This is a genomic window from Treponema sp. R6D11, assembly GCF_054786075.1.
Genome location: NZ_BDHD01000481.1, coordinates 1 through 945 on the forward strand (window position 1 = coordinate 1; position 945 = coordinate 945).

The window sequence follows — 945 nt, forward strand, 5'->3', positions numbered from 1 at the left end:
ACGCGGTTCCGGACGACTTGAAAAACATGGTGGACGCCGTATACCTCGCGAACATGTTCTGCGAGTACGAGAACAACAACGTCAGTTTTGACCAGTTTGACTCAGGCGCCCTTGAAAATTACGGGCTTACCAGCAAGAAAAAATTTAAGACCATACTGGAACGTTTCGCGTCCGGATTCCAGAAAGAAAACCAAATCTAAATTATTCCCATGTCGTGCAATATGCCGCCGACATACACGTCGTCCAGAAGGTTGTTGTCGTTCTTAAAGTTTTTGACCAAATTGTACGCGTAAAACGCGGTCTTGTACGAATGTTCCCAAAGGATTTTTTTATCATGGGTTTCATCGCCCAATACCTTCTGCGTACCGTAGGAATAAAGCAGGTTCTTTATGCCCTTGATACCGACCATCTTTACCGCGTCCGAAATATTCTCAACTTTTTTAGACAGCATATATTGGGCTGAATTTACGATTTTTAACAGGTCGCCGGTAAGCGCCGGGTCCATTGAAATCTGACGGGCGATGGAAGACATGTCCGATGTCGGGTCGGCGATGAGTTTCTGGACAAGCAGTACGTTTTCCGGAAACTGGGGCAGGCTGTTTATGTCCGCGATAATGGCTTTGGAAAGGTCGGAAAGATTCGCCAGCATGGCCGCGTCCAAAGGAATAGATATGCTCGCCACGGTTTCTTTGTCCGTCGTTTTTATGGAAAAAGCCTCGTCGACAAGGCCGATTTTTTTCAACATAAGAACAAGAATAACAAGCCCAAGCCCCGCGCCTTCCGTATCATCCAGAACCTGGTTTAGGGCGTCTTCCATACTGCTGTACTGCCTTGCCCTGGCAAGCTTGTCCTGAATGCGGATCTGTTCCGCTTTCGTGGCCTGCACGTTATTGCGTATTTCCACATTAATCGTATTTCTCTTCATCTGAAGGAGCACCTTGATGT

General features: G+C 47.1%; 1 protein-coding gene and 1 pseudogene. One reads left to right on the plus strand and one right to left on the minus strand.

What is annotated here, in order from left to right; translation table 11 throughout:
- A pseudogene (locus ACYVTD_RS14105) lies at positions 1-200 on the plus strand (hypothetical protein); the annotation flags it as partial.
- Here the strand turns inward: ACYVTD_RS14105 and ACYVTD_RS14110 are convergent.
- The coding region (locus tag ACYVTD_RS14110; RefSeq protein ID WP_461248358.1) for an HDOD domain-containing protein at positions 197-945 on the minus strand (749 nt) is incomplete at its 5' end. The pseudogene ACYVTD_RS14105 and the gene ACYVTD_RS14110 sit on opposite strands and share 4 nt — an antisense overlap.